General features: G+C 53.5%; 20 protein-coding genes. 6 read left to right on the forward strand and 14 right to left on the reverse strand.

Going from position 1 to position 20526, the window contains the following annotated elements; all coding sequences use genetic code 11:
* Positions 1–11 precede the first annotated feature (11 nt).
* Positions 12–935, reverse strand: coding sequence for a LysR family transcriptional regulator (locus tag WN53_RS05345; protein ID WP_024483967.1), 924 nt, complete (start codon positions 933–935; stop codon positions 12–14).
* A gap of 363 nt (positions 936–1298) precedes the next feature.
* Between WN53_RS05345 and bhsA the strand changes: the two genes are divergently transcribed.
* Together bhsA and WN53_RS05355 are read left to right on the forward strand one after the other, a co-directional pair.
* Entirely contained in the window at positions 1299–1559 is a 261-nt protein-coding gene (gene bhsA / locus WN53_RS05350; RefSeq protein WP_024483968.1) for a multiple stress resistance protein BhsA, read from the forward strand.
* Between the two features lie 206 nt (positions 1560–1765).
* Complete coding sequence (locus WN53_RS05355; protein WP_024483969.1) at positions 1766–2515, forward strand: 3-oxoacyl-ACP reductase family protein; 750 nt, start codon at positions 1766–1768, stop codon at positions 2513–2515.
* A gap of 58 nt (positions 2516–2573) precedes the next feature.
* Here the strand turns inward: WN53_RS05355 and ssb1 are convergent, their stop codons facing one another.
* Complete coding sequence (ssb1, locus tag WN53_RS05360) at positions 2574–3116, reverse strand: single-stranded DNA-binding protein SSB1 (protein ID WP_024483970.1); 543 nt, start codon at positions 3114–3116, stop codon at positions 2574–2576.
* Positions 3117–3404: 288 nt separating this feature from the next.
* Between ssb1 and uvrA the strand changes: the two genes are divergently transcribed.
* Positions 3405–6233 carry an excinuclease ABC subunit UvrA gene (gene uvrA / locus WN53_RS05365; RefSeq protein WP_024483971.1) on the forward strand — a complete coding sequence of 943 codons (2829 nt, stop codon included), beginning with the start codon at positions 3405–3407 and terminating at the stop codon, positions 6231–6233.
* A 220-nt stretch (positions 6234–6453) separates the two neighbouring features.
* Here uvrA and WN53_RS05370 read toward each other — a convergent pair whose 3' ends face one another.
* From WN53_RS05370 to WN53_RS05385, 4 genes are all read right to left on the reverse strand, one after another.
* Positions 6454–6873 carry a DUF1090 domain-containing protein gene (locus WN53_RS05370; protein ID WP_024483972.1) on the reverse strand — a complete coding sequence of 140 codons (420 nt, stop codon included), beginning with the start codon at positions 6871–6873 and terminating at the stop codon, positions 6454–6456.
* 377 nt (positions 6874–7250) lie between these two features.
* Positions 7251–7604 (reverse strand): MmcQ/YjbR family DNA-binding protein, encoded by a 354-nt coding sequence (locus WN53_RS05375; protein ID WP_021180803.1) that lies wholly within the window; start codon positions 7602–7604, stop codon positions 7251–7253.
* A gap of 246 nt (positions 7605–7850) precedes the next feature.
* Positions 7851–9044: an amino acid aminotransferase gene (locus WN53_RS05380; protein WP_024483973.1), complete on the reverse strand. Its 1194-nt coding sequence runs from the start codon at positions 9042–9044 to the stop codon at positions 7851–7853.
* A gap of 74 nt (positions 9045–9118) precedes the next feature.
* Positions 9119–9586: an Lrp/AsnC family transcriptional regulator gene (locus WN53_RS05385; protein ID WP_024483974.1), complete on the reverse strand. Its 468-nt coding sequence runs from the start codon at positions 9584–9586 to the stop codon at positions 9119–9121.
* A gap of 224 nt (positions 9587–9810) precedes the next feature.
* On the opposite strand from WN53_RS05385, the gene WN53_RS05390 reads away from it, so the two are divergent.
* Positions 9811–10581 carry a transporter substrate-binding domain-containing protein gene (locus WN53_RS05390; RefSeq protein WP_024483975.1) on the forward strand — a complete coding sequence of 257 codons (771 nt, stop codon included), beginning with the start codon at positions 9811–9813 and terminating at the stop codon, positions 10579–10581.
* Positions 10582–10845: 264 nt separating this feature from the next.
* Here the strand turns inward: WN53_RS05390 and alr are convergent, their stop codons facing one another.
* Both alr and dnaB read right to left on the reverse strand, forming a co-directional pair.
* Complete coding sequence (gene alr / locus WN53_RS05395) at positions 10846–11925, reverse strand: alanine racemase (RefSeq protein WP_024483976.1); 1080 nt, start codon at positions 11923–11925, stop codon at positions 10846–10848.
* 17 nt (positions 11926–11942) lie between these two features.
* Positions 11943–13355 carry a replicative DNA helicase gene (gene dnaB / locus WN53_RS05400; protein ID WP_024483977.1) on the reverse strand — a complete coding sequence of 471 codons (1413 nt, stop codon included), beginning with the start codon at positions 13353–13355 and terminating at the stop codon, positions 11943–11945.
* A gap of 179 nt (positions 13356–13534) precedes the next feature.
* Between dnaB and WN53_RS05405 the strand changes: the two genes are divergently transcribed.
* Complete coding sequence (locus WN53_RS05405; RefSeq protein ID WP_024483978.1) at positions 13535–14524, forward strand: quinone oxidoreductase; 990 nt, start codon at positions 13535–13537, stop codon at positions 14522–14524.
* Between the two features lie 297 nt (positions 14525–14821).
* Here the strand turns inward: WN53_RS05405 and pspG are convergent, their stop codons facing one another.
* The 3 genes from pspG to WN53_RS05420 all read right to left on the reverse strand — a co-directional run bounded on the left by pspG (position 14822) and on the right by WN53_RS05420 (position 16935).
* Positions 14822–15040, reverse strand: a complete 219-nt coding sequence (pspG, locus tag WN53_RS05410; protein WP_021180810.1) for an envelope stress response protein PspG — start codon at positions 15038–15040, stop codon at positions 14822–14824.
* A gap of 158 nt (positions 15041–15198) precedes the next feature.
* Complete coding sequence (gene dusA / locus WN53_RS05415; RefSeq protein WP_024483979.1) at positions 15199–16209, reverse strand: tRNA dihydrouridine(20/20a) synthase DusA; 1011 nt, start codon at positions 16207–16209, stop codon at positions 15199–15201.
* Between the two features lie 153 nt (positions 16210–16362).
* Positions 16363–16935, reverse strand: coding sequence for a sugar O-acetyltransferase (locus tag WN53_RS05420; RefSeq protein ID WP_024483980.1), 573 nt, complete (start codon positions 16933–16935; stop codon positions 16363–16365).
* A gap of 220 nt (positions 16936–17155) precedes the next feature.
* Between WN53_RS05420 and zur the strand changes: the two genes are divergently transcribed.
* Positions 17156–17665, forward strand: a complete 510-nt coding sequence (zur, locus tag WN53_RS05425; protein WP_024483981.1) for a zinc uptake transcriptional repressor Zur — start codon at positions 17156–17158, stop codon at positions 17663–17665.
* Positions 17666–17780: 115 nt separating this feature from the next.
* Here the strand turns inward: zur and WN53_RS05430 are convergent, their stop codons facing one another.
* The 3 genes from WN53_RS05430 to lexA all read right to left on the reverse strand — a co-directional run bounded on the left by WN53_RS05430 (position 17781) and on the right by lexA (position 20433).
* Positions 17781–17990 carry a CsbD family protein gene (locus WN53_RS05430; RefSeq protein WP_024483982.1) on the reverse strand — a complete coding sequence of 70 codons (210 nt, stop codon included), beginning with the start codon at positions 17988–17990 and terminating at the stop codon, positions 17781–17783.
* Positions 17991–18275: 285 nt separating this feature from the next.
* Positions 18276–19634, reverse strand: coding sequence for an MATE family efflux transporter DinF (gene dinF, locus WN53_RS05435; RefSeq protein WP_024483983.1), 1359 nt, complete (start codon positions 19632–19634; stop codon positions 18276–18278).
* Between the two features lie 190 nt (positions 19635–19824).
* The gene (lexA, locus tag WN53_RS05440) at positions 19825–20433 is read right to left on the reverse strand and encodes a transcriptional repressor LexA (protein ID WP_021180815.1); all 609 of its coding nucleotides are present in this window, start codon (positions 20431–20433) and stop codon (positions 19825–19827) included.
* Positions 20434–20526: the final 93 nt, after the last annotated feature.

Raw genomic sequence — 20526 nt, forward strand, 5'->3', positions numbered from 1 at the left:
GAGCTCTTTCTTCATTTTGAAAAATGTTGTACAGACTGCAAATCATCAGTCACATACTCTACGTAATCACTGCAGTAGGGGTTTAAGATATTGGGCAGATAGAAAAAGGCCATTTCATCGTAAATCTCCACATCAATGTCTTTGATAATGATGTTATCGTTGGACTGATGGATGACTGGGAAATTCGGCACCAAACATAACCCCAGATTTTCATTGACAAAATTCAGAGCCACCAGCGAATCCGACACCTCTGCTATAACGTTGGTTTCGACACCAGAACCACTGAATGCTTTCATAACTTTGGAAAACAAAATATTCCTTGTGGTATACATAATAATATTTCTGAAATTAAAATCTGAAAGCACCAGTTTTTCTTTCTTTGCCAATTCATGATTTTTGTGCATCATACACACAATTTTGGATTTAAATATTGGCTCTATCGTTAATTCTGCCAGGTTGTTATTTATATCCGCGTTAGCCAGTGCAATATCGGCCCGCCCTTCTCTGAGCAAATTCATCATATCGACAGAGTTCACCACACTAAATGAGACTTTGACATTACTCCTTTCTTTAGCATAGCGAGCTGTCAGGGGGGCGAGATAGGAATACGCAATAGTTGGGGTTGTGATCACTTTTAACGTCTTGCTGGACTTACTGGCCCAATTGTTATCATCGATTCTCTCGAGGGAGTTAAAGATATTAACGATTTCCTCATAAAAAAACAGAGCATCTTTGGTGGGGTTAAGGCGCCCTTTCTCACGGGTAAATAGTGTCTTACCCAACTTTTCTTCAATACTGGCAACCGCCTTACTGACTGCAGGTTGACTTATTCCAAGGGACTCGGCAGCCTGGGTCGCAGAACCTTTCTCAATAATAGCCTTGATAATTTCAAAATCTCTCAAAGAGGCCGATCTTATCGATAGATTATTCTTCATGCCTGCTTCCCGATACATAGCTTAACGTTAGTGGGCTGACCTAACTGGTTGGTCATTGTAACAAGGAAAATGAGTAAAACTGAAGAAGAAACAAGCCCCAGCACTTGTTCGCCCAAAGGGTATTGCGTTGCCCCCTCCCCTTTAGATACCCAATAAATCGTGCTGCTTTCATGAAAGACACTTCTCAAGCGGCCAGTTAGTAGATAGCTGCCCTTTCAACTTTCGTCCTCCCTTTCAATAATTCAGTTTATTTGATGTAGATACTCAAAACTCTCCGATTTTCCATTCCCGCCAAGTGGCCTATCATTCAACACATCGAGAGACAACAGCCTCTCACCTAACAAAACCCCTGAGGATTGAATCATGAAAAGCATCAAAATTTTTGCTACCGCTGTACTGTTAACTTCCGCTTCTTTCGCCAGCGTTGCCGCTGACCAGGTCACCAGCCAACCAGCTGCCGACTCACAAAAAATCGGGGTGGTTTCCGTAAGCGGTGCCAGCAACCTGAGCGCTCTGGAAGCCGAACTGGCAAGCAAAGCTGCCGCATCCGGTGCCAACTCTTACCGCATCGTTTCCGCCGGTGGCCAGAACAAACTGTACGGCACAGCAGAAATCTTTAACTAATCGTCAGATTACGAGCCCCGCAAGGGGCTTTTCGCGTTTTAGCGGGCGGCAAAACCCAGACTCACCAAACTGCTCTATAATTTACCAGCCAACCGGCACTTTCCAGACAGAGCCCTGCTCACGGCATGCTCTGGCAATTCCCAGCCCGTTCTTTCCCGATACTGCTTTTGCGATTCAATAACCTTCACGACTTCTGGAGAAATATCATGTCAGTAACGCAATTTCTGTCAGGTAGAGTGGCTTTTGTCCAGGGTGGTTCACGCGGTATCGGTGCCGCCATCGTTAAACGCCTGGCACGTGAAGGCGCAACCGTCGCTTTCACCTACGTCACCTCCCCTGATAAAGCCGATGAGGTGGTTGAAGCCATTACGGCGGCTGGCGGTCAAGCCATTGCCATCCGTGCAGACAGTGCTGACGCTGAGGCTCTGCAACTGGCGATACGCCAGACGGTAAACAGCTTCGGCAAGCTGGATATTCTGGTGAATAACGCGGGCGTGCTGGCAATGGGTAGCCTGGAGGAATTGTCGTTAGCAGATCTGGATCGCACGCTGGCCGTTAACGTCCGCAGCGTATTTGTCGCCAGCCAGGAAGCCGCGCGCCATATGAACGATAATGGTCGTATTATCAATATCGGCAGCACCAACGCCGAGCGCATGCCGTTTGCCGGTGGAGCGATCTACGCCATGAGCAAGTCGGCGCTGGTCGGTTTAACCAAGGGTATGGCTCGCGATCTGGGCTCACGCGGCATTACCGTCAATAACGTCCAGCCCGGCCCGGTAGATACCGATATGAACCCGGCAGATGGCGACTTTGCCGAACTGATGAAAACCATGATGGCCATTGGCCGCTATGGCAAGGATGAAGAGATCGCCAGCTTTGTGGCTTATCTGGCGGGGCCAGAGGCAGGATATATTACCGGTGCCAACCTGACGATTGACGGTGGCTTCTCGGCGTAATGCGCTCTAAAGCAAAAAAGCCCCAAAAAGGGGCTTTTCGTTTTGAACCTGGGGACAATCAGAACGGAATATCGTCGTCAAAGTCCATTGGTGGTTCGTTGCTGGCCGCTGGTGCGCTGTTTTGCGCCGGGCGAGCCTGCTGCTGTTGACCACCGCTGAACTGGTTGCCACCCTGTGGCTGCTGAGGTTGACCCCAACCGCCCTGCTGGCCACCCGCTGGAGCGCCGCCGCCTGCTGGAGCACCGCCACCTTGGCGACCACCCAACATCTGCATGGTGCCACCCACGTTGACCACGATTTCGGTGGTGTATTTTTCTACGCCCGCCTGATCGGTCCATTTACGGGTCTGCAATGCACCCTCGATGTAAACCTGGGAACCTTTACGCAGGTATTCACCCGCCACTTCTGCCAGCTTGCCGAACAACACCACGCGGTGCCATTCCGTTTTTTCTTTCTGCTCGCCAGTAGCCTTGTCACGCCAGCTCTCGGAGGTCGCCAGGGTAATGTTGGCAACTGCGCCGCCATTAGGCATGTAACGGACCTCAGGGTCTTGACCCAGATTCCCGACCAAAATTACTTTGTTTACGCCTCTGCTGGCCATGTTCGATCTCCCGATGAGTCATTTAAGTGGATTCAGACCACATTTTGGATAGTCTAAACCACAAATTGTAGCATGCCACCTGCTTAGATTATACCTGCGAAGTGCCTTCCAAAAATGTCCCGGCGATCGACCTTGTTGCATTCGTATACTGGATATTCATTCAGGTTTTTTTGTGCCATAATTATGCGTTTCGTAATGGCCGAGCCGTTTTATTGCGCGTTAGATCACACAAATCGCCCGCAGAAGAACGCAGACAGGCGCGGTGTATCATCAAGACGGGAAGTGTAAATGGACAATATCGAAGTTCGTGGTGCTCGAACCCACAATCTCAAAAACATCAACCTGATTATCCCGCGCGACAAGCTGATCGTCGTCACCGGTTTATCAGGTTCAGGCAAGTCCTCACTGGCTTTTGATACACTGTATGCCGAAGGGCAACGGCGCTACGTTGAGTCGCTCTCTGCCTACGCTCGCCAGTTTCTTTCGCTGATGGAAAAACCGGACGTCGACCACATTGAAGGTCTGTCCCCGGCGATCTCCATCGAGCAAAAATCGACCTCGCATAACCCGCGCTCCACGGTCGGGACCATCACCGAGATCCACGATTACCTGCGCCTGCTGTTTGCCCGCGTCGGCGAACCGCGTTGCCCGGATCACCACGTTCCGTTGGCGGCACAAACCGTCAGCCAGATGGTGGATAACGTGCTCAACCAGCCGGAAGGCAAACGCCTGATGCTGTTGGCGCCGGTGGTGAAAGATCGTAAGGGCGAACACACCAAAACGCTGGAAAACCTGGCAACCCAGGGCTATATCCGCGCGCGTATCGACGGTGAAGTATGCGATCTCTCCGATCCGCCAAAGCTGGAGCTGCAAAAGAAACACACCATTGAAGTGGTGGTGGACCGTTTCAAAGTGCGTGAAGATCTGGCACAGCGCCTGGCCGAATCGTTTGAAACCGCATTGGAACTGTCCGGCGGTACCGCCGTCGTCGCCGATATGGATGACGAAAAGGCCGATGAACTGCTGTTCTCCGCCAACTTTGCCTGCCCCATCTGCGGCTACAGCATGCGCGAGCTGGAACCCCGGCTGTTCTCATTCAACAACCCGGCCGGGGCCTGCCCAACCTGTGACGGACTGGGCGTGCAGCAGTTCTTCGATCCTGAGCGTGTAGTACAGAACCCCGAGCTTTCTCTGGCCGGTGGCGCTATCCGGGGTTGGGACCGTCGTAACTTCTATTATTTCCAGATGCTGCGCTCGCTGGCGGAGCACTATAGCTTTGATGTAGAAGCCCCGTTCAGCAGCCTGGATGCCAACGTGCAGAAAGCGGTATTGAGCGGTTCGGGCAAAGAGTCGATCGAATTCAAATACATCAACGATCGCGGTGACACCACCGTGCGCCGCCATCCGTTTGAAGGCGTGCTGCATAATATGGAGCGCCGTTACAAAGAAACCGAATCCAGCGCGGTACGTGAAGAACTGGCCAAATTTATCAGCAACCGTCCTTGCGCCTCGTGCCGTGGCACCCGCCTGCGTGAAGAAGCCCGTAACGTGTTCGTGGAAGATACTACGCTGCCGGAGATCTCCGAGCTCAGCATCGGCCATGCCATGACCTTCTTCCAGAATATGAAACTGAGCGGTCAACGTGCCCAGATCGCCGAGAAGGTGTTGAAAGAGATCGGCGATCGTCTGAAGTTCCTGGTTAACGTCGGCCTGAACTACCTTTCACTGTCACGTTCTGCGGAAACGCTGTCCGGCGGTGAAGCTCAGCGTATTCGCCTGGCAAGCCAGATCGGTGCTGGCCTGGTAGGCGTGATGTACGTACTTGATGAGCCATCCATTGGCCTGCACCAGCGCGATAACGAACGCTTGCTGGAAACCCTGATCCACCTGCGTAACCTGGGTAACACGGTGATCGTGGTAGAACACGATGAAGACGCGATCCGCGCGGCCGACCACGTGATCGATATCGGCCCTGGTGCCGGTGTTCATGGCGGCCAGGTGGTAGCAGAAGGCACCGTCGATGACATCATGGCCCAACCGGATTCACTGACCGGCCAGTTCCTTAGCGGCAAGCGCTCAATCGCCATTCCGGCCGAACGCGTGCCCGCGGATCCGAGCAAGGTGCTGAAACTCAGCGGCGCACGCGGCAACAACCTGAAAGACGTGACGCTTACGCTGCCTGTCGGGCTGTTTACCTGCATTACCGGGGTTTCTGGTTCCGGCAAGTCAACGCTGATCAACGATACGCTGTTCCCGATCGCCCAACGTCAGCTCAACGGTGCAACCATTGCCGAAGCGGCTCCTTACCGCGAAGTGACCGGTCTGGAACATTTCGACAAGGTGATCGATATCGATCAGAGCCCTATTGGCCGTACGCCACGCTCTAACCCGGCCACCTATACCGGGATCTTCACCCCGGTGCGTGAACTGTTTGCCGGGGTACCTGAATCCCGTACCCGTGGCTACACGCCGGGCCGTTTCAGCTTTAACGTCAAGGGTGGCCGCTGCGAAGCCTGCCAGGGCGACGGCGTGATCAAGGTAGAGATGCACTTCCTGCCGGATATCTACGTGCCTTGCGATCAGTGCAAAGGCAAACGCTATAACCGCGAAACGCTGGAAGTGAAGTACAAGGGTAAAAACATCCACGAAGTGCTGGAAATGACCATTGAGGAAGCCCGTGACTTCTTTGATGCCGTGCCAGCCTTGGCGCGCAAACTGCAAACGCTGATGGAGGTAGGACTTTCCTATATCCGTCTTGGGCAGTCGGCCACCACCCTTTCTGGTGGTGAAGCGCAGCGTGTGAAACTGGCGCGTGAGCTGTCGAAACGGGGCACTGGCCAGACGCTGTATATTCTTGATGAACCCACCACCGGCCTGCACTTCGCCGATATCCAGCAGTTGCTGGCGGTGCTGCATCAGTTACGCGATCAGGGCAACACCATCGTGGTGATTGAACATAACCTGGACGTCATCAAGACGGCGGACTGGATCGTCGATCTGGGGCCGGAAGGCGGCAGCGGCGGCGGTGAGATCCTGGTGTCCGGCACGCCGGAAACCGTGGCCAACTGTAAAGAGTCTCATACCGCGCGATTCCTGAAACCGATGTTGCAGAGATAAAACCGTAGCCAACATGCCGAACATCTAAGCTCGGCATGTTGGCCGTTATTACGGCGCAACAATAAATTTCCGCCATAGAAAAGCAGGAGCAGATTTTAGGGGTTTAACTACCACTCGGATATGTAAAACGCTTAACGTGCCGCGCAGTGGCTAAAATAACTCTCACCACCCAAACCCAGCATTATTTATCTGCGGCTAACATCTGCTCATATCGGCCTGGTTACCCTCCCCATGCCTGCACCTGCTTCAATTCAAATTCAGCCTCGGCTAATTTTCTCTGTCGCTTAGCAATTTTGCTCGGTTTGCCTTTGAGCTGTGCTTCATACAGCTCATGTTTTCTTTTTTCTACCTTTCGCTGCTTTTTGGCAATTTCATACTGGCGATCAAATTCGAACGGCTGAGTGGCTGGCGCATAATCGTATCTATTATAACGGCCTTTATAACCACCGTGGCAGTAGGTCTGCACATTGGCCAAGGCACGATTAAGCCCCTCAACACGATGGACATTGCCATAACGCGTCGCGTACTCGAGCTGCTCTCGCAGTTTTTGTTCTTTTATTGCACAGTTGGGCGTAGCCAATGATAATGAGGAATAAACGAGCAGTGGCAGTACGAGAAATATTGAATAATGCGGTTTCATAATTAAATTTCCTTTTAGTAGGTTCCCCTACGGATCCCTTATCCTTATTTGCCCTTAAGCAGATTAATATAGACGCATTAATAACACAGTCATAATTTAGATTCCAATGAGAACTCTCTTAATTGACAGCCCCGCGTTGTTGAAAATAAATTATCAACCTATTTTTACCAATCCTTAAATTACCACCAATTAATATAAAATAATAAAATTAGTGATATTAGCAACAAAAAAACCTTGCCAATCCTGTTTCTCAGAACTAAATAACGCAGTAAACGATATTGACCTACAAAATAAAATTTCCCCATAGATTTCGGGGGGGAGGTAATCCTCTTGGCCTGTCGCCACTCTTGAGCCAACAGGCCTGGCCACCTATAAATTCAGATGCGTAGTTCTTGGCGCACCTGATCGGGCAACCCTTCCAGCACCAACCGATATGAGCTGTCGATTAAATGATAAAACTGCGAGTTAGGTAGGTTGCCGTCCAGAAATACCGCGTTCCAATGGGCTTTATTCAGATGTTCGCAGGGGACGATTTCCGGATGCTGCTCACGCAGGCTTTCCGCCAGTTCCGGGCTGCTTTTGATCGCCAACGCCGGGCGACCCTGCACTTCACACACCATAGCGAACATGACATCACCCACCTTGATCTGGCTGGCCTGCCATTGGTTTTGATCGCTTTGGTGTGCGCCAGGTTTCGCCATGCAGTATTCCAGCAGTGCTGAGTTATTCATTGGGTTATTCCCCGAAAGACACAATGCGGCGCGAACCACTGTGAGTATGCTGTTGCCAGCCCAGATACCCTGCCAGTCAGGTAGAGAACCGCGCCTGGTCGCTGAAAGCAAGGCTTTATGGCGCATGCGAAAAGTCTGAGCGCCCTCAGTCAGTATATTCTTTATCCAGTTGGCGGCAACCGCCAGCACGCAGAAACAACAAGGGGCGATATCGCTATCGCCCCTAAAATTACTGCATTCAGGCCGTTACTGCACCGCGGCAAAGGCCTCTGCCACTTGACGAACGTTATTGTGGTTCAGACCCGCCACACACATACGACCGCTGTGGATCAGATAGACACCGAACTCTTCACGTAGCCGATCAACCTGAGCCGCACTGAAGCCGGTGTAGCTGAACATGCCGCGCTGCTCGAGCAGATAATCGAAGTTACGCTGTGGCAACGCGCCCTTGAGCGTTTCGACCAGCGCTTTACGCATTTCCAGAATACGGCTGCGCATGGACTCCACTTCGGCCAGCCATTGCGCTTTCAGCTGCGCGTCGTTCAGCACTTTTGCCACCACCTGCGCACCGAAGTTCGGTGGGCTGGAGTAGTTACGGCGCACGGTCGCTTTCAGCTGCCCCAGCACGCGCTCGGCGGCTTCGCTGCTTTCACACACCACAGAAAGCCCACCTACGCGCTCACCGTACAGCGAGAAGATTTTCGAGAATGAGTTGCTCACCAGGCACGGTAAACCGGCAGCCGCGATGGCACGAATGGCGTAGGCATCCTGATCCATGCCGCCGCCAAAGCCTTGATAGGCGATGTCGAGGAACGGGATCAGTTCACGTTCGGCGATCACTTTAACCACCTGATCCCACTGGGCATTGGTGAGATCGGAACCGGTCGGGTTATGGCAGCAAGGATGCAGCAGGGCAATGCTCTTGGCCGGCAACTGTTGCAGCGTGCTCAGCATGGCATCAAATTTCACCCCCAGTTTTTCACCGTCGAAATAGGGGTAAGTATTCACTTTGAAACCGGCGCCACCAAAGATGGCTACGTGGTTTTCCCAAGTTGGATCGCTGACCCAAACCTGAGAATCCGGGAAATAGCTTTTCAGGAAGTCGGCCCCCACTTTCAACGCACCAGAGCCGCCCACGGTTTGAATGGTGGCGATGCGGCCCTGTTGCAGCATGGGGTGTTCGGCACCGAACAACAGTTGTTGAATTGCGCTGCGGTAAGGCTGTAGGCCTTCCATCGGCAGGTAGACCGAGGCCCCCTGTTCAACGCTGTTAAGTTGGGCTTCAGCTGCGGCAACGGCCTTCATCTGTGGGATGATGCCTTGCTCGTTGTAGTAAAGACCAATACTCAGGTTCACCTTGTGCGCACGGGGATCTTTTTTGAATTTTTCCATCAGCGACAGGATCGGGTCACCTGCATAGGCTTCAACATTCTGGAACACGGGTTGGTTCTCCTGATTTTGGTTGTTCGGGTACAATCCCTAATATAGCCACAAATCGACGTTGGGTTTTAGCTTTATCTGGTCACCGGCAGTAAACCGTTTTCTTTGATCCGTTCCAGCACCACCGCCGTTTTGATATGCCCGACGCTTTTATGGCGGGAAAGCGTCTGGCTGATAAACTCACTTAACGCGGGCAGGTCTGCTACCGCCACTTTCAGCAGGTAGTCGGCATCGCCGGTGGTTTTATAAACGTCAACAATTGCGTCCACTTCTGCCAGCATCTGATGGAAACTGTCGATCTGCTCTTGGGTATGGGTCAGCAGGCTTACCTCTATCAGCCCCACCAGCCCCAATCCCACCGCCTCCGGTGCCAGCCGGGCATGATACCCTTTGATCAACTGGGCTTGCTCCAGGCTGATACGACGACGCGAGCATTGCGAGGCCGAAAGCCCGACCAGTTCGCTCAGTTCCTGATTGGTCAGACGACCATTGGCCTGTAACAGCGTCAGGATTTTCATATCAAAATCGTCAATGTTGTACATAGCCACCTGTAAAATGTGTTAATAAATGTTGACGCTACAGACTAGCAGCTTTTTTAGCCTTGCAACCATCGGTGCTGGCGGGTTGTGAGAGACATAGCAGCAAAGCCAGCTTCCTTGCTCAGAAATGGCATAAAAAACGGCCAAATTACGCAAACCAACAACAATTAACGGCAAAACCGCGCATAAAACCACAAATGTATTTGTCGACATGAAAAGGAAATTTGATGAAAAAACTATTGCCTCTCGCCTTGCTGGTCGCCACCGGGAGCGCCAGCGCACAATCCAATCTGGACAAGGTATTGCAGCAAAAAACGCTGACGGTCTGTACTACCGGCGATTACAAGCCCTACACCTTCCTGAAAGAGGATGGCAGCTACGAAGGCATTGATATCGCGATGGCCGAGTCGCTGGCCAACAGCCTGGGGGCCAAAGTGAAATGGGTAAAAACGACCTGGAAAACCTTGACGCCTGACTTTGTGGCCGGGAAATGTGACATCGCCATGGGGGGGATCTCAGTGACGCTGGAGCGCCAAAAGCAGGTGTTTTTTGCCGAGCGGCTTGATACCGACGGCAAGATCCCGCTGGTGCGTTGTACCGACGTGAAAAAATACCGCACCATTGAGCAGATTAACAAACCTGCGGTGCGGCTGATCGAGCCTGCCGGTGGCACCAATGAAGCCTTTGTCCGTGCTCATCTGCCCAAGGCCAACCTGACGCTGTCCCACGATAATATGGGCATTTTCCAGCAGTTGGTGGACCGCAAGGCCGACGTGATGATCACCGATGCCTCCGAAGCCCTGTACCAGCAGAAACGTTATCCCAAGCTATGTGCGGTGAACCCGGATAAGCCGATGCAATACGGTGAGAAGGCCTATATGCTGCCGCGTGATGATATGAGTTGGAAGCTGTATGTCGATCAGTGGCTGCACTTGAGCAAGGCCAGCGGGGAGTACCAGAAAATTATCGGCCAGTGGCTGGCGGTGAAGAAGAAATAGTTGATGGCCCCTCACCCTAACCCTCTCCCACAGGGAGAGGGAACCGATCGAGCGCGCTATCAGGTAGGGAACTTGCCTGATCACTGCATTCATTAGACCAGAACAATCAGCCCTATTTGCGAAGGGAAACATATCGATCACGGTATCGCACCACAACTCTTGGTTGAAGGGGCGACCGAGGTTGCCAAGATTATCTAATCACTACCAAAAGAGCAGAGGCTATCAACTCCCTCTCCCTGCGGGAGAGGGTTGGGGTGAGGGAAATTACTCGCCGATATATTCCATCGTGACGCGCTGGGTCAGCTTGGTGATCAGCTCATAGGCGCTGATGCCGCTAAAGGCAGCCACCCGTTCAACCGGCAGCTCATTGCCCCACAGAACTACTTCATCACCCACTTTATCGCTGGCATTCGGCCCCAGATCGACGGAAATCATATCCATGGAGACACGGCCAACAATCGGTACTTCACGTCCGTTGAGCCATACCGGCGTGCCGGAAGGCGCACTGCGTGGATAACCGTCGCCATAGCCCATCGCCACTACTCCCAGGCGGGTATCTCGTTCACTCACCCATAGTCCGCCGTAGCCCACCGGTTCCCCGGCTCGATGCTCACGCACCGCGATCAGGCTGGATTTAAGCGTCATGGCTGGTTGCAGCCCAAAGTGATCGGCGTAGGGCTCCTCCAACGGGGATACGCCATACAGGATAATCCCCGGGCGTACCCAGTCACGATGAGCCTGTGGCCACAGCAAGATCCCGCCGGAAGCCGCAATCGACTTCAGGCCCGGCTTATCGTTGGCGAAGTGCTCAAAGCAGCTGATTTGCTTTTCGGTCGCATCCACCAGCGGCTCGTCGGCACGGCTGAAGTGGCTCATGATATTGACCGGCTGCACCACGTTACGACAGGCGCTCAAACGCTGGTAGAACGCTTCTGCCTGTTCCGGACGCACGCCCAGACGATGCATACCGCTATCCAGCTTCATCCATACCGATACCGGGTGTGCCAGTTCAATCTGCTCCAGCGCCTCGAGCTGTTCGATGCTGTGAACGGCGGTTTCGATATTATTCGCCACCAGCGCGGGCAGATCTTCAGCACAGAAGAAACCCTCCAGCAGCAGGATCGGTTTGACGATGCCACCGGCACGCAGCATCAACGCTTCGCCGATACGCGCTACGCCGTAACAGTCTGCATCTTGCAAGGTGTGAGCCGTTTCCAACAGGCCATGTCCATAGGCGTTGGCTTTCACCACGGCAATCAGGCGGCTTTGCGGCGCCAGGCGACGGATCTGTTGCAGGTTATGTCGCAGGGCGCGGCGATCGATGACAGCAGTTGCCGCTTTCATTTCAATTCCTTAGCTGATTATTCATCATCATATTGTGGCCCCGCGTAGTTATCGAAGCGCGACCACTGGCCGTTAAAGGTCAGGCGTACGGTACCGATCGGGCCGTTACGCTGCTTACCCAGAATAATTTCGGCAATCCCTTTCAGATCGCTGTTCTCGTGATAAACCTCATCACGGTAGATGAACATAATCAGGTCGGCATCCTGCTCGATGGAGCCGGATTCACGCAGGTCGGAGTTGACCGGGCGCTTATCAGCACGCTGTTCCAAGCTACGGTTCAACTGCGACAGCGCCACCACCGGCACCTGTAGCTCTTTCGCCAAAGCTTTGAGCGAGCGGGAAATTTCGGCAATTTCCAAGGTACGGTTGTCGGAGAGCGATGGTACGCGCATCAACTGCAGGTAGTCGATCATGATCAGGCTGATCCCGTCATGTTCACGGAAAATACGCCGCGCGCGGGAGCGCACTTCGGTGGGCGTCAGGCCAGAGGAGTCGTCAATATACATATTGCGCTTCTCCAGCAGGATCCCCATGGTGCTCGAGATCCTCGCCCAATCCTCATCATCCAATTGGCCGGTACGGATGCGAGTCTGATCCACGCGCGACAGCGAGGCCAGCATACGCATCATGATCTGGTTGCAGGGCATCTCCAGGCTGAAGATCAGCACCGGTTTATCCTGCGTCATCGCGGCGTGTTCGCACAGGTTCATCGCGAAGGTGGTTTTACCCATTGCTGGGCGGGCCGCGACGATGATCAGGTCAGACTTTTGCAGACCGGCAGTTTTCTTGTTGAGATCGTGATAGCCGGTATCTACGCCGGTAACACCGTCGTGCGGCTGCTGATAGAGCTGCTCGATACGGGCGACGGTATCTTCCAGAATACGTTCGATGCCTTTGGGGCCTTCATCTTTGCTGGCACGGTTTTCCGCGATCTGGAATACCCGGGATTCGGCCAGATCGAGCAGATCTTCGCTACTGCGGCCTTGCGGATCGTAACCCGCATCGGCGATTTCGTTGGCGACGGAGATCATTTCACGGACGACCGCACGTTCACGCACGATGTCGGCATAAGCACCAATGTTGGCCGCACTTGGGGTGTTTTTCGATAATTCGGCCAGATAGGCAAAACCGCCCACCGTCTCCAGATCGCCCCTCTGTTCCAACGACTCGGACAGTGTGATCAGGTCGATAGGCCGGCTCATCTCCAGCAGACGCTGCATTTCGGTAAAGATCAGGCGGTGTGGACGGCTGAAGAAGTCGTTGGCGACCACGCGCTCCGCCACGTTATCCCAGCGTTCGTTATCCAGCATCAAACCGCCCAACACGGACTGCTCCGCCTCCAGCGAATGTGGCGGCATCTTCAGCCCTTCCATCTGGCGGTCTCTGGGTTCGTACGTGTTTGTCTTGTTGGTTGGTTTTTTGCCTGCCATGAAGCCTATTCTTTATTCAGTTGCGAATGGGGGGTAGCTGACGCAAGAGTATACGTGATTTTCAGCCATGATTCCCGCGACATAACCTACGCAAAAAAGGATTAATCACTGCGCAACGAGCTAGATAGTCCAGGCTGAAAAGCGTAGGGTGAAAACAGTCATTTGAATGAGGTAGCGACATGTCAAAACGCATCCAATTCTCCGCCACCGGCGGCCCGGAAGTGCTGCAGTATGTTGATTTTACTCCTGTCGATCCCGCCGCGGGGGAGGTGCAGGTCGAGAACAAGGCGATCGGTATCAACTATATCGATACCTACGTACGTAGCGGCCTGTACCCACCGGCCAACTTCCCAAGCGGGTTAGGTACCGAAGCGGCTGGAGTGGTCATCAAGGTTGGGGCTGGTGTCAGCGCGGTCAAACCGGGCGATCGCGTAGTTTATGCTCAGTCCGCATTGGGTGCTTACAGCGAAGTTCACAACGTCCCGTTGGAAAAGTTAGCTATCCTGCCAGATAACCTCACTTTCGAGCAGGGTGCCGCCTCGTTCCTCAAAGGGTTGACCGTACATTATCTGCTGCGCCAAACCTATGAGGTCAAGCCGGGCGAGGTATTCCTGTTCCATGCCGCCGCCGGGGGGGTGGGGCTGATCGCCTGCCAGTGGGCCAAAGCGTTGGGCGCCAAACTGATCGGCAGCGTGAGTTCTGACGAGAAAGCCGAGCAGGCATTACGTGCCGGCGCCTGGGCCACCATCAATTATCGCCAGGAAAACATCTCCCAGCGCGTAGCTGAACTAACCAACGGCGAAAAGGTTAACGTGGTCTATGACTCCGTAGGGCAAAGCACCTGGCAGGATTCATTGAACAGCCTGAAGCGCCGCGGGCTGATGGTGAGCTTTGGTAATGCCTCCGGCCCGGTTACCGGCGTCGATCTGGCGTTGCTCAATCAGAAAGGCTCACTTTACGTCACCCGCCCTTCGCTCAACGGTTACATCACCAACCGTCAGGAATTGCAGTTTGCCAGTAACGAGCTGTTTTCACTGATCGGCAGTGGTGCGATCAAAGTTGACGTGAAGGAAGCGCAGAAGTTTGCGTTGGCAGATGCCCAGCGAGCACACCAGATCCTGGAAAGCGGCCAGACCAGCGGCTCCAGCCTGCTGATCCCTGGTCTATAGCGCCAATAAAGAAAGGGCCCCATAAGGGGCCCTTTCTAGTTTACTGCGCTTTGTAGGGGTAGAGCAGAGTCCGCCAGAGATGGGGGTTGCTTTAAGCAACACTCTTGTCAGCTCTCGCGGTGATGAAAATGATGAGCATCACTGCTGCGGGAGTCATCCTAGCAGCCTCGATAAGTAAAAAATATGATTAATGTGCCGCATTCGCATTTAAAACATCAAGCTGTGATCCCCGCCACACTGGCAAGCAATCTGCCTGGTGAGTTTCAACGTGACTGACTGATATTTCGGCAAAAAATCTTAATAGCGCCGTATCTGTGGTTTCTGCATAGAACGGTATATCCACACGCCAACCACCGCCAGGATCAGCCACGGCAGCAGTTTAAACACCATGGCAAACAGCCCGCCCAGTAGCATAAAAGCCGCGGCCACAAATAACGCAGCCATCACGCCTAGCAGTGAAATACCGGTTACCAGCAGCATGGCGACAAAGCCGATCAGAAAGAACAGTTCTAACATGGGTTGCTCCTTGGCAAAACAATAGGTCTGTCTTGTTCTTTACAAGAAACGTGCCAACTTGAAATTAATGATAACTTATTGAAATAATGAAAAAATGGCGCCACACCTGGTGACGCCATTAGTCAAAAAAACCAACTTTTAGTCAAGTTTTTTGCCGATTATGCCATTTCAGTGCGCGGTGAACGCACCAGAGCCAAAGCCTGTTCGACGGTGCGCACATCGGCTCCTGGCTTATGGGCATTTTCACTCAAATGACGGCGCCACTGCCGCGCACCAGGGATCCCCTGGAACAAACCAAGAATATGGCGAGTGATGTGGCCCAGATAGGTGCCGTTCGCTAGCTCGCGCTCGATGTACGGATACAGCGATTCGATAATCGCCACGCTGTCCATCACCTCACTCTGGCGGCCGAAAATCTCGCTGTCCACCCGCGCCAGAATACCTGGATTTTGGTACGCCTCGCGCCCCATCATCACACCGTCCAGATGTTGCAGATGCAGTTGGGCTTCTTCCAGCGTTTTCACGCCGCCGTTGATCGCAATGGTCAACGCCGGGAAGTCACGCTTCAACTGATAAACACGCGGATAGTCTAACGGAGGGACTTCACGGTTTTCTTTCGGGCTCAGGCCGGAAAGCCAGGCTTTACGGGCATGAATGGTGAACATATCGCATTCCCCACGCCCAGCAACGGTAGAGACAAAATCGCACAGGAACTCATAGCTGTCCTGGTCATCGATACCAATACGGGTTTTTACCGTCACCGGGATCGACACCACGTCGCGCATCGCCTTGATACAGTCGGCCACCAAGGTCGCCTGCCCCATCAGACAAGCACCAAACATACCGTTCTGTACCCGATCTGACGGGCAACCAACATTAAGGTTGATCTCGTCATAACCACGCTGTTCCGCCAGTTTGGCACAGTGCGCCAGTGCTGCCGGATCGCTGCCCCCAAGCTGCAAAGCCACGGGGTGCTCTTCCTCGCTGTATGCCAGGTAGTCACCTTTACCGTGGATGATCGCACCAGTAGTCACCATTTCGGTGTACAGCAGCGTTTCCTTGCTCAGCAGGCGATGGAAATAACGGCAATGGCGATCGGTCCAGTCCAGCATAGGGGCAATGGAGAAACGATTGGCGGCGTATTGGGTGTTGTTAATATCTTTCGTCATGCTGAGTTACTGGCTACCTGATAAGTCCGGGACTCGACAACCGACGCGCTGTGCCGATGCCGCAAACGGCTATTATAACGACAATCGACGCTCTTGGGGAAACCGTCGTTCATTCTGATTAGGATCTCAGAGCGGCAACGTGTTCACTAGGCCCTATTCCAATTGTCGGATCACGCGGCACGGCTGCCCAAGCGCCAACACGTTAGCCGGAATATCCTCGGTCACCACGCTGCCCGCGCCAATGGTAGTGCCATCACCAATAGTCACACCAGGCAGGATCACTACGTTGCCGCCAATCCAGACGTTACTGCCAATCACCACCGGCTTGGCTGAGGTATGGAACGGGAAATCGGCATTGCCGGTAAAACGTTCGCTGGCCTTGAGCGGATGGCTTGGCGTGTAGATTTGCGCGTTAGGGCCAATCAGCGTGTTATCGCCAATGGTGATGGTGTTGCAGTCAAGAAACACCGCATTGACGTTGATAAAACAGTTCCTGCCAATGCTGATATGCTGCCCGTAGTCGCACCAGAACGGTAATTCAATCCAGCTGTCATCCCCCCAGGCCGCAAGCAGCTCACGCAACAGACGCTGTTTCTCTTCAGACTGATGTGAGTCCAACGCTGCGAGCTGTTTAGTCAGGCTCCGCGCCTGATGGTACATGGCAATCAGCTCATCATCACGGCTGTTATACACCTCGCCACGCAGCAATTTCTCTCTTTCTGACATCCCAGGCTCCTGAAAGGTTTGACACCTTACGGGTTATACCGCCGCGCCTGAGTGGAACCTATGCCATAAAGCGAAAAATCGTGACCTGTATCTCATTCTGACAAGTCTTGCTGCGGAAAATCGCCCGATTTGCCGCGTTATCCATGGAAAGCGGGGCAACCCTCGGCGATTGCGTTGAAACATGATAAAATCGGCTTCTTTGCGTAGCCGGATAATTGCCATGAACTCAACCAACCAGGAAAAGCTGCTCGCGCAGGCTGAACAACTCTGTCAGCAACGCAACGTGCGACTGACCCCGCAACGGCTGGAAGTGTTACGCCTGATGGCTGAGCAACCCGGCGCCATCAGCGCTTACGACTTGCTGGATTTACTGCGTGTGGCAGAGCCGCAGGCCAAACCACCTACGGTCTATCGTGCACTGGATTTCTTGCTGGAACAGGGATTTATCCACCGCGTTGAATCGGCAAACAGCTATGTGCTGTGCCACCACTTCGAACAACCTATGCATACCTCTGCCCTGTTTATCTGCGATCGCTGCGGACAGGTCACGGAGCGCACTACCGAAGGGGTGGAAGAAACCTTGCAGAAACTGGCTCAAGAATCAGGGTTTGTGCTGCGCCACAGCGTAGTGGAAGCCCACGGTCTGTGTTCTGCCTGTGTGGTAGTAGAAAATTGTGAGAACCAACACGATTGCGATCATGACCACAGCATTGTGGTAAAGAAAAAATAAGCGGATTGGATTCCAGGAGGGAGCGGGTACGTCCTTGTTCCCGTGGCCGTGGCAGGGGGGAAATCTGCCAGGCCGGATGGTGTCGTAGCGCCGCAATACTCAGCGGCTCATCGCGCTACCAACGATACTTGCTGTGCTCTTCCCAGGCTTTGACTTCTTTTTCGGCTGCCTCTTTCTGGTAGCCATAGCGTTCCTGGATTTTACCGACCAGCTGTTCGCGTTTCCCTTCGATAACGGTGATATCGTCATCGGTCAGCTTGCCCCATTTTTCCTTCACTTTACCTTTAAACTGCTTCCAGTTACCGTCGGCTTGATCTTTGTTCATAATCTCTCCGTTACTCTTGGTTGTCAGTTTTAGATAAATCTGGCTGGACTTAACTGAGTCAAATTAAGGTTATCTAATGCGTCCGTTGCCAATTAAGCGCGGGCTTAATTCGCCAGCCACGTGATTAACTATAGTCACCCATCACGAAAATCGCCAAAAAAGCAGCATGAAATAGGGTTAGGAAAAGTCTCAATAGCAAAAAACGCCATTAAAACAGTAAGCAAGCGAACCAAAACAGCCCCCATCGCATGTAACCAAATGTGAATGCTCATACCGTATCATCAACTAATCTGGCCTATCCATTGCTAATGGAGATGAAAACCAGGTGCCTTGCACGCTATGACGGTGCCATACCCAGCCCAAAGCAGCCCCGCGCAGTGCCAGGAATACCGCCAGAGCCAGCCATAAACCGTGGTTGCCCAATACCGGCAAGGTGAACAACGTCAGCCCATAGCCCACTGCGGCTACCGCCATGCTATTACGCATTTCTGCGCCACGGGTGGCGCCGATAAACATGCCATCCAACAGGTAGCACCACACTCCCACCAGAGGCAGCACCACCTGCCAAGGCAGATAATGGTTTGCCAGCGCACGCAACTCCAGTAACGAGGTTAAGCCCGCCACAATATGATGCCCGGCGAACAGATAAATAACGGCAAAACCACAGGCAACCAGGCAAGCCTGCCGACAGGCGGCACGCCATACTTTACGCAGTTGCCGCCCGTCTCGCGCACCATAGGCGTGGCCGGAATGGGCTTCCACCGCGTAGGCAAAACCATCCAGCGCGTAGGCGGTAAAGGTCAGCAGATTCATCAGCACCGCATTCACCGCCACCACTTCTCCGCCCATGCGGGCTCCCAGAATGGTCAACGAGGCGAAACACAGTTGCAGTAATAACGAGCGCAGCATGATGTCGCGGTTAAGTGCCAGCAGGCGGCGCAGATCCCCACGCCAGGCGGTGCGCAGCATCGCCAGCGAAATCCCCCGCATGTGTAGTACCCGCCATGCTAACCACAAACCCAGCAACAGCGTGGCGTACTCCGCAATCACCGTGGCAGTCGCGGCCCCCTGCACGTTCCAACCCAGCCCCATCACCAGCCAGATATCCAGCACGATGTTCAGCAGGTTACCGACAATCAACAGGATCACCGGTGCCCGCACGTACTGAACTCCCAGCAACCAGCCGAGCAACACCATATTGGCCAACGCCGCCGGGGCGCTCAGCCAGCGGATCTCCAAAAATAGCCTGGCCTGTACCAAGACTTCCCGATCGCCCCCCACAATGTTCAGCGCCAAGGTGATCAACGGGGCTCGCAACAGCACAATCGCCAGCCCGGCCACCAGCGCCAACAATAACGGCTGCATAAAGGCGCGAGCCAACCGGTAGGGATCTTGCGCCCCCAGCGCCTGCGCCGTCAGCCCTGTAGTGCTCATTCGCAGGAACAGCAACAACATAAACAGGAAGCTAGTGGCCATTGACCCCACTGCGACCCCGCCAAGGTAGCTAGGGCTATCGAGATGGCCGATAACGGCGGTATCCACCAGGCCAAGCAAGGGGACGGTAATATTGGAGAAGATCATCGGCAATGCCAGACGCCACAGAGCTTTGTCGGTGTCACTGGTAAAGGCAGAAAGCAGGCGCATGGCGATATGTTCCCGTAAAAGCATGGATTTAAAGCTGAAGATAAAGTGGCAATGTAGCTGAATTTGCAGGGATCGAACATGTTTGACCGTAGAGGGCGCCGCATGCTGCGCCCGCTTAGTGTCTCATGTATCGCCCCAGAGTTGGGGCGAGGTTTGCCGTTTTAAAGGGCTGTAATACGAGGTAAAGCGGTTAGATCCAGTCGCCGTTGCGGATCACACCCACCGCCAGGCCTTCGATGGTGAAGTTCTGCTGGCGCAGATCGACCACGATCGGTTGGAATTCACTGTTTTCTGGCAGCAGTTCGACGACGTTACCGTGTTTCTTCAGGCGCTTGACCGTGACCTCGTCTTCAATGCGGGCGACGACAACCTGGCCGTTGCGTACGTCTTGAGTCTTATGCACTGCCAGCAGATCGCCATCCAGGATGCCGATATCGCGCATCGACATGCCGCTAACGCGCAGCAGGAAATCGGCATTAGGCTTGAACAGAGAAGGATCCACTTTATAGTGCCCTTCAATGTGCTGCTGAGCTAACAGAGGTTCACCTGCAGCCACACGGCCCACCAGGGGTAATCCCTCTTCATCTTCCATCAGCAAGCGGATACCGCGTGAAGCACCGGAGATGATCTCGATAACGCCTTTGCGAGCCAGTGCTTTCAAGTGCTCTTCTGCAGCATTTGGTGAGCGGAACCCCAGGCGCATTGCGATCTCGGCACGCGTCGGTGGCATGCCCGTTTGCGAAATATGATCGCGAATCAGGTCGTAGACCTCTTGCTGTCTGGTAGTTAGTGCTTTCATTCCGCCCCCTGTTTGTTTATACAGTCTTGCTGTGAGTATATACAGCTAAGTCTGGATTGGGAACCGAAGAATAAATAAAAATCAGCAGGTAGC

The organism is Serratia fonticola (genome assembly GCF_001006005.1).
GTDB lineage: Bacteria > Pseudomonadota > Gammaproteobacteria > Enterobacterales > Enterobacteriaceae > Chania > Chania fonticola.

Coding starts and splice junctions, on each gene's coding strand:
- alr (WP_024483976.1), bottom strand. CDS start 11,925: ATGAAAGCGGCAACTGCTGTCATCGATCGCCGCGCCCTGCGACATAAC.
- WN53_RS05345 (WP_024483967.1), bottom strand. CDS start 935: ATGAAGAATAATCTATCGATAAGATCGGCCTCTTTGAGAGATTTTGAA.
- dinF (WP_024483983.1), bottom strand. CDS start 19,634: ATGCGCCTGCTTTCTGCCTTTACCAGTGACACCGACAAAGCTCTGTGG.
- zur (WP_024483981.1), top strand. CDS start 17,156: ATGAACTCAACCAACCAGGAAAAGCTGCTCGCGCAGGCTGAACAACTC.
- WN53_RS05390 (WP_024483975.1), top strand. CDS start 9,811: ATGAAAAAACTATTGCCTCTCGCCTTGCTGGTCGCCACCGGGAGCGCC.
- uvrA (WP_024483971.1), top strand. CDS start 3,405: ATGGACAATATCGAAGTTCGTGGTGCTCGAACCCACAATCTCAAAAAC.
- WN53_RS05375 (WP_021180803.1), bottom strand. CDS start 7,604: ATGAATAACTCAGCACTGCTGGAATACTGCATGGCGAAACCTGGCGCA.
- lexA (WP_021180815.1), bottom strand. CDS start 20,433: ATGAAAGCACTAACTACCAGACAGCAAGAGGTCTACGACCTGATTCGC.
- WN53_RS05385 (WP_024483974.1), bottom strand. CDS start 9,586: ATGTACAACATTGACGATTTTGATATGAAAATCCTGACGCTGTTACAG.
- WN53_RS05420 (WP_024483980.1), bottom strand. CDS start 16,935: ATGTCAGAAAGAGAGAAATTGCTGCGTGGCGAGGTGTATAACAGCCGT.
- WN53_RS05430 (WP_024483982.1), bottom strand. CDS start 17,990: ATGAACAAAGATCAAGCCGACGGTAACTGGAAGCAGTTTAAAGGTAAA.
- WN53_RS05370 (WP_024483972.1), bottom strand. CDS start 6,873: ATGAAACCGCATTATTCAATATTTCTCGTACTGCCACTGCTCGTTTAT.
- bhsA (WP_024483968.1), top strand. CDS start 1,299: ATGAAAAGCATCAAAATTTTTGCTACCGCTGTACTGTTAACTTCCGCT.
- dusA (WP_024483979.1), bottom strand. CDS start 16,209: ATGACGAAAGATATTAACAACACCCAATACGCCGCCAATCGTTTCTCC.
- dnaB (WP_024483977.1), bottom strand. CDS start 13,355: ATGGCAGGCAAAAAACCAACCAACAAGACAAACACGTACGAACCCAGA.
- WN53_RS05405 (WP_024483978.1), top strand. CDS start 13,535: ATGTCAAAACGCATCCAATTCTCCGCCACCGGCGGCCCGGAAGTGCTG.
- WN53_RS05355 (WP_024483969.1), top strand. CDS start 1,766: ATGTCAGTAACGCAATTTCTGTCAGGTAGAGTGGCTTTTGTCCAGGGT.
- pspG (WP_021180810.1), bottom strand. CDS start 15,040: ATGTTAGAACTGTTCTTTCTGATCGGCTTTGTCGCCATGCTGCTGGTA.
- ssb1 (WP_024483970.1), bottom strand. CDS start 3,116: ATGGCCAGCAGAGGCGTAAACAAAGTAATTTTGGTCGGGAATCTGGGT.